Source organism: Rodentibacter rarus, from assembly GCF_001998965.1.
GTDB classification, from domain to species: domain Bacteria; phylum Pseudomonadota; class Gammaproteobacteria; order Enterobacterales; family Pasteurellaceae; genus Rodentibacter; species Rodentibacter rarus.
The window spans coordinates 1-5364 of record NZ_MLHJ01000079.1 but is presented as its reverse complement, the minus strand read 5'-3'; the positions used below and the strand labels follow the sequence as shown (position 1 = coordinate 5364).

6 protein-coding genes and 2 tRNA genes are annotated in these 5364 nt (G+C 40.2%); 4 read left to right on the top strand and 4 right to left on the bottom strand.

Annotated elements, in window-relative coordinates:
- The 3 genes from BKK50_RS08330 to rnhA all read right to left on the bottom strand — a co-directional run bounded on the left by BKK50_RS08330 (window position 1) and on the right by rnhA (window position 2218).
- Entirely contained in the window at window positions 1-210 is a 210-nt protein-coding gene (locus tag BKK50_RS08330; protein ID WP_077417136.1) for a hypothetical protein, read from the bottom strand.
- Window positions 211-424: 214 nt separating this feature from the next.
- Window positions 425-1519: a porin gene (locus BKK50_RS08325; protein WP_077417138.1), complete on the bottom strand. Its 1095-nt coding sequence runs from the start codon at window positions 1517-1519 to the stop codon at window positions 425-427.
- 234 nt (window positions 1520-1753) lie between these two features.
- Window positions 1754-2218, bottom strand: a complete 465-nt coding sequence (gene rnhA / locus BKK50_RS08320; protein ID WP_077417134.1) for a ribonuclease HI — start codon at window positions 2216-2218, stop codon at window positions 1754-1756.
- A 60-nt stretch (window positions 2219-2278) separates the two neighbouring features.
- Here rnhA and dnaQ point away from each other — a divergent pair, with 60 nt between their 5' ends.
- The 3 genes from dnaQ to BKK50_RS08305 all read left to right on the top strand — a co-directional run bounded on the left by dnaQ (window position 2279) and on the right by BKK50_RS08305 (window position 3338).
- Window positions 2279-3046, top strand: a complete 768-nt coding sequence (gene dnaQ / locus BKK50_RS08315) for a DNA polymerase III subunit epsilon (protein ID WP_077417132.1) — start codon at window positions 2279-2281, stop codon at window positions 3044-3046.
- Between the two features lie 76 nt (window positions 3047-3122).
- Window positions 3123-3199: transfer RNA gene (locus tag BKK50_RS08310), tRNA-Asp, on the top strand.
- 62 nt (window positions 3200-3261) lie between these two features.
- Window positions 3262-3338, top strand: a tRNA-Asp gene (locus BKK50_RS08305).
- Window positions 3339-3474: 136 nt separating this feature from the next.
- On the opposite strand, the gene BKK50_RS13225 is transcribed toward BKK50_RS08305, so the two are convergent.
- A complete protein-coding gene (locus BKK50_RS13225) occupies window positions 3475-3537 on the bottom strand; it encodes a hypothetical protein (RefSeq protein WP_370597095.1) in 63 nt (20 codons plus the stop codon).
- Window positions 3538-3759: 222 nt separating this feature from the next.
- Here BKK50_RS13225 and der point away from each other — a divergent pair, with 222 nt between their 5' ends.
- Window positions 3760-5274, top strand: a complete 1515-nt coding sequence (gene der / locus BKK50_RS08300; RefSeq protein ID WP_077417130.1) for a ribosome biogenesis GTPase Der — start codon at window positions 3760-3762, stop codon at window positions 5272-5274.
- Window positions 5275-5364 lie beyond the last annotated feature (90 nt).

The window sequence follows — 5364 nt, the reverse complement described above, 5'->3', positions numbered from 1 at the left end:
TTATCTAGTACAGCCCCTTCTGTATTCATAAGTAATTTGGCTTATCCCTTCTTTTATATCATCACCAAGTTGTTTTAGATCATTATTCATATTTTGTATATCATCCTCTAAGGTTATCACTGTAGGTGAGGAGAAAGCAGGAGAAAAATTGAGAATTGAGCCAAAGCCAATAAGGAAATTAGCAATGCAAGTACGTTGTATCGTTTTCATATTGATTTCCTATATTGTTCATTTTTACTGTTTAGATAATTCACCGAAGATATTTATTGAGGTAATAAATGTGAGACTAAAGTTCATTTTGGGTTTGTTTCTTTTAGGTGCTCCAGCACTCTGGGAATTATATATGGGGTGAGAGGGGATTGCAAATAATAAAGAAAAGGCGAACCTTTCGATTCGCCTCTTTGTAAGTTTTCTAATTTAACAATTAGAAATAAACACGCAGACCTACACCGATAGCCTTATCTTTGATTTTAGAACCATCAACATAGTTGCCATTTGTATAGTCCTTAGATTGTACATATTTTCCTTCAATGAAAGTCATTACTTGCTTGTGAAGTTTGTAATCAACCCCTAGCAAGAAGCCATGAGTCTTAGTCTTATCATTACCTTCTTTCTCTTGTTCATACAAGTAGTTACCGTAAACACTACTTACATCAGCAATTACAGGAACTTTAAATCCTGGAGAAATAAAGAAAGATTTTGTAGCTTCTTGACCGTCAGTCTTATCTTTTTGGTAACCACCATCAAGTGAGATAAGGAAACTTTGGAAATCATAACCTGCACTCAACATAACTCCATCAACATTACGTTTTGCAGAGCCTGAGGTTTTGTAGTTGGTACGGTCATAAACCCCTTGTAAAATTAGACCATCTTTATTATAAATAAAACCAGCTTGAGTACCATTAGATAGTTTTCCTACAGTAACTTCGTTGTCTATATCACGTTTTTCAGCAAACTGATAGCTTACACCTAATTGTAAACCATCAATACCATAGTAGTCATAACGAATTACCGATTTACCTGAAGTAGGAACGTAATCAGGTAAAATTCCGTATGCATAGTCATTTGCGATACCGACATCATCACCAATTGTTACTTGGCGACCAAAAGTTACTTGACCAAGTTCTTTTTTTCCTAATCCGATGTAGGCACGATGTGCTCTTAATGAACCGAAACCATCTTCATCAGCCTCTTGATTTCCACTTTCATCTTTACCATCAAAACGCACTTCTGTACGACCTAAAGCATAGAAACCATCACCAAGTTCGTGTCTTACTTTAATTTCCACACGAGAATCATGGTTTTTTAAACCAGTGTGGGAGTGTCTTTTACCTTCTGCAATAGTCTTTCCATTTGCATCTTTTAGTGACCACTCTCCAGATTTGTTAGACTTTTCTAATAAAATACGAAGAGAACCGTTTAACTCAACTTTAGTCCCTTCGTTGTCATAAATTACTGTCGCATTCGCTGCTGAGGCGGCAAATGCACCGACGATTAATGCTGCTAGTGTTTTTTTCATCATTGTTATTTCTTATTGGTTTGTTAATGACCAAGACTGAACTTTTCATTATTTAAAATGTCAAGCCGCCCAAATAGGCGGCTTGGATCATTGCAAAAAGCCTTTTTTCTGTCAATGGAAAACGGTTGCTAATGTTTAAATATCAGATCAAGATCACATTTTTTAGGCAAATAAGTTCAAAATTTCAACAAATTTTTGTTCATAAAATAATAAGAAAATCAACCGCACTTTTGTTTATTCGGATTGGTATCCCTCATCGTTGAAAGTCGGATTCGTTGCCCCTGCTTTTGCTAAGGCATCACAAATTTCATTTTCACGATGCCCCATATGACCTTTTACCCATTTCCATTCAATACTGTGGGGTTGAATGGCATGATCGAGTGCCATCCATAAATCTTGGTTTTTCACCGGTTTACCGCTAGCGGCTTTCCAATTATTTTTTTTCCAATTAAAAATCCATTGGGTGATGCCTTTTTTCATATATTGGCTGTCACTATAAAGGGTGATTTGGCAGGGCTCTTTTAGGGTGTTGAGTGCTTCAATTACTGCACGCAATTCCATTCGGTTGTTGGTGGTGGTGAAATAACCTTTGGAGAGTTCTTTTTCGTGTTGTTTATAACGCAATAGAATACCGATTCCGCCTGCGCCGGGGTTACCAAGACAAGAGCCGTCAGTAAAAATTTCAATCTGTTTTTGCATAACAAAATCGTTGTTGTGTACAATGGCAAGCATTTTAATAGAAAGGAATAGGTTGAACAAATGATTAATCCAAATCGCCAAATTGTGCTGGATACGGAAACCACGGGGATGAGCCAACTGGGGGCGCATTATGAAGGTCACGGTATTATTGAAATTGGTGCGGTGGAATTGGTGAATCGCCGTTATACGGGCAATAATTTTCATATTTATATTAATCCTAAGCGCCCCGTGGATCCGGAGGCGATAAAAGTTCACGGGATTACCGATGAGATGCTTGCAGATAAGCCGGAATTTAAAGCCATTGCGCAAGAATTTTTAGATTATATTAAAGGTGCTGAACTTTTGATCCACAATGCGCCCTTTGATGTGGGGTTTATGGACTATGAATTTCGTAAGCTTGGGCTCGCGGTGAAAACCGAAGAGATTTGTGTGGTGACGGATACCTTGCAAATGGCACGCCAGATGTATCCGGGCAAACGGAACAGTTTGGATGCTTTGTGTGATCGATTAGGTATTGATAACAGCAAGCGAACCTTGCACGGGGCGTTACTGGATGCGGAAATTTTAGCGGACGTTTATCTTTCGATGACAGGCGGGCAAACCAGCTTGTTTGATGAAGGGGAAGAAGAGAGTGCTGTGCTCCCTATGGTAGAAGGGAATGTGCAAGAATCAATTGAAAGTGCGGTGACTTTTTCCAATAATTTAAAACGTCTCCAACCGAATGAAGAAGAATTGCAAGCGCATTTGGAATTATTAAAAATGATCAATAAAAAGAGTGATGGAAAATGTCTGTGGGATTTACGTATTGGGGATGAATCCGTGCATTAAATAAACAGCTGAACGTGAAATGAAAAAAAAAGATTGACGAGATAACTACGGATCATTATGATACGCACCACTTAGCGGAGTGGTAGTTCAGCTGGTTAGAATACCTGCCTGTCACGCAGGGGGTCGCGGGTTCGAGTCCCGTCCATTCCGCCAATTCTTTCATTTACTCCTTATTGACATCTTTGTGAAGATAGATCAATACAAAATAGAACAGCGGAGTGGTAGTTCAGCTGGTTAGAATACCTGCCTGTCACGCAGGGGGTCGCGGGTTCGAGTCCCGTCCATTCCGCCAATTCTTTTTAGAATAAAAAATGCACCTTTGGGGTGCATTTTTTATACCTGAAGTTTTTTGCCGTTCTTGGCAAGATTTTTATCAATGCTTAAGATTTGAAGCACTAGGGAGCGGCGAACTCCCTAGTATGTCGTTATTAACAGTAAGCCGGAAAACTCACTAATAATAGCAGTACGACAAGGATAATAATTTTAATCATGTGATTATCCTCTTCAAATGTTGCGAAAAAACGCAACCCTCGCTTTCAAACTGCTTCTTGAAAGCGAGATTACTGTAACGAAATTTATGAATAAATAAACAGTATTGAGAAAGCCACGATTTTTATTCGTGGCTTTTTATTTGCCTGTGTTCAAATCGCTTTTTACCAACGCCCTAACTTCCGCTATAATGTCGCCCATTTTTGATAAGAAAAGAGATTTTTATGACAACTCCTGTTGTAGCCCTTGTGGGGCGCCCGAATGTGGGAAAATCCACTTTGTTTAATCGCCTAACCCGTACCCGTGATGCTTTAGTGGCGGACTTCCCTGGTTTGACCCGTGATCGCAAATATGGTCATGCCCATATTTCAGGCTATGAATTTATTGTGATCGATACCGGTGGGATTGATGGCACAGAAGAAGGGGTGGAAGAAAAAATGGCAGAGCAGTCACTGCTTGCGATTGAAGAAGCGGATATCGTGCTTTTTCTTGTGGATGCCCGTGCAGGTTTAACGGCAGCCGATATTGGTATCGCGAATTATTTACGCCAACGTCAAAATAAAATCACGGTGTTGGTGGCGAATAAAACCGATGGCATTGATGCCGATTCCCACTGTGCAGAATTTTATCAACTCGGTTTGGGTGAGATTGCGCAAATCGCCGCCTCTCAAGGGCGTGGCGTCACGCAATTAATGGAACAGGTGTTAGCTCCCTTCGCCGAAAAAATGGAAAACGCGGAAAAAATTGACCGCACTTCTGATGAGGAACAAGATGAGTGGGAACAAGAATTTGATTTTGATTCGGAAGAAGACACCTCATTACTTGATGAAGCCTTGGAAGAAGAAAATGAAGACGAACAAGACAAAAACATCAAGATCGCCATTGTGGGTCGCCCAAATGTGGGGAAATCAACACTCACTAACCGTATTTTAGGTGAGGATCGGGTGGTGGTTTATGATATGCCGGGTACCACTCGTGATAGCATTTATATCCCTATGGAGCGTGACGGTCAGCAATATACCTTGATTGATACTGCCGGGGTGCGTAAACGGGGAAAAGTACATCTTGCGGTGGAAAAATTTTCGGTGATTAAAACCTTGCAAGCGATTCAAGATGCCAATGTGGTGTTGCTCACTATTGATGCCCGTGAAAATATTTCAGACCAAGATTTATCGTTACTCGGTTTTATTTTAAATGCCGGACGTTCCCTGGTTATTGTGGTGAATAAATGGGATGGATTGGATCAAGAAATCAAAGACCGTGTGAAATCAGAACTTGATCGCCGCTTAGATTTTATTGATTTTGCCCGAGTGCATTTCATTTCTGCATTGCACGGCAGTGGGGTGGGAAATCTCTTTGATTCGATTAAAGAAGCCTATGCTTGCGCCACACAAAAAATGACCACTTCAATGCTGACACGCATTTTGCAAATGGCGACAGATGAGCATCAACCGCCTATGGTGGGGGGGCGCCGCATTAAATTAAAATATGCTCATCCGGGTGGCTATAATCCGCCGATTATTGTGGTGCATGGTAATCAAATGGAAAAATTACCGGATTCTTATAAGCGTTATCTATCGAACTATTATCGCAAGAGCTTGAAGATTATCGGTTCACCTATTCGTCTTCTTTTCCAAGAAGGGGCAAACCCTTTTGCCGGGCGTAAAAATAAACTGACGCCAAATCAGTTACGCAAACGCAAACGTTTGATGAAATTTATTAAAAAAGCGAAAAGATAATACCAAATAATACCGGTATTATGTAGCAAATGCACAAAAATAGAAATTTTAACAGAACGTAGGGACACACTGCGTGTGTCCGTTATAAAA

Coding starts and splice junctions, on each gene's coding strand:
- BKK50_RS08330 (WP_077417136.1), bottom strand. CDS start 210: ATGAAAACGATACAACGTACTTGCATTGCTAATTTCCTTATTGGCTTT.
- BKK50_RS08325 (WP_077417138.1), bottom strand. CDS start 1,519: ATGAAAAAAACACTAGCAGCATTAATCGTCGGTGCATTTGCCGCCTCA.
- rnhA (WP_077417134.1), bottom strand. CDS start 2,218: ATGCAAAAACAGATTGAAATTTTTACTGACGGCTCTTGTCTTGGTAAC.
- dnaQ (WP_077417132.1), top strand. CDS start 2,279: ATGATTAATCCAAATCGCCAAATTGTGCTGGATACGGAAACCACGGGG.
- der (WP_077417130.1), top strand. CDS start 3,760: ATGACAACTCCTGTTGTAGCCCTTGTGGGGCGCCCGAATGTGGGAAAA.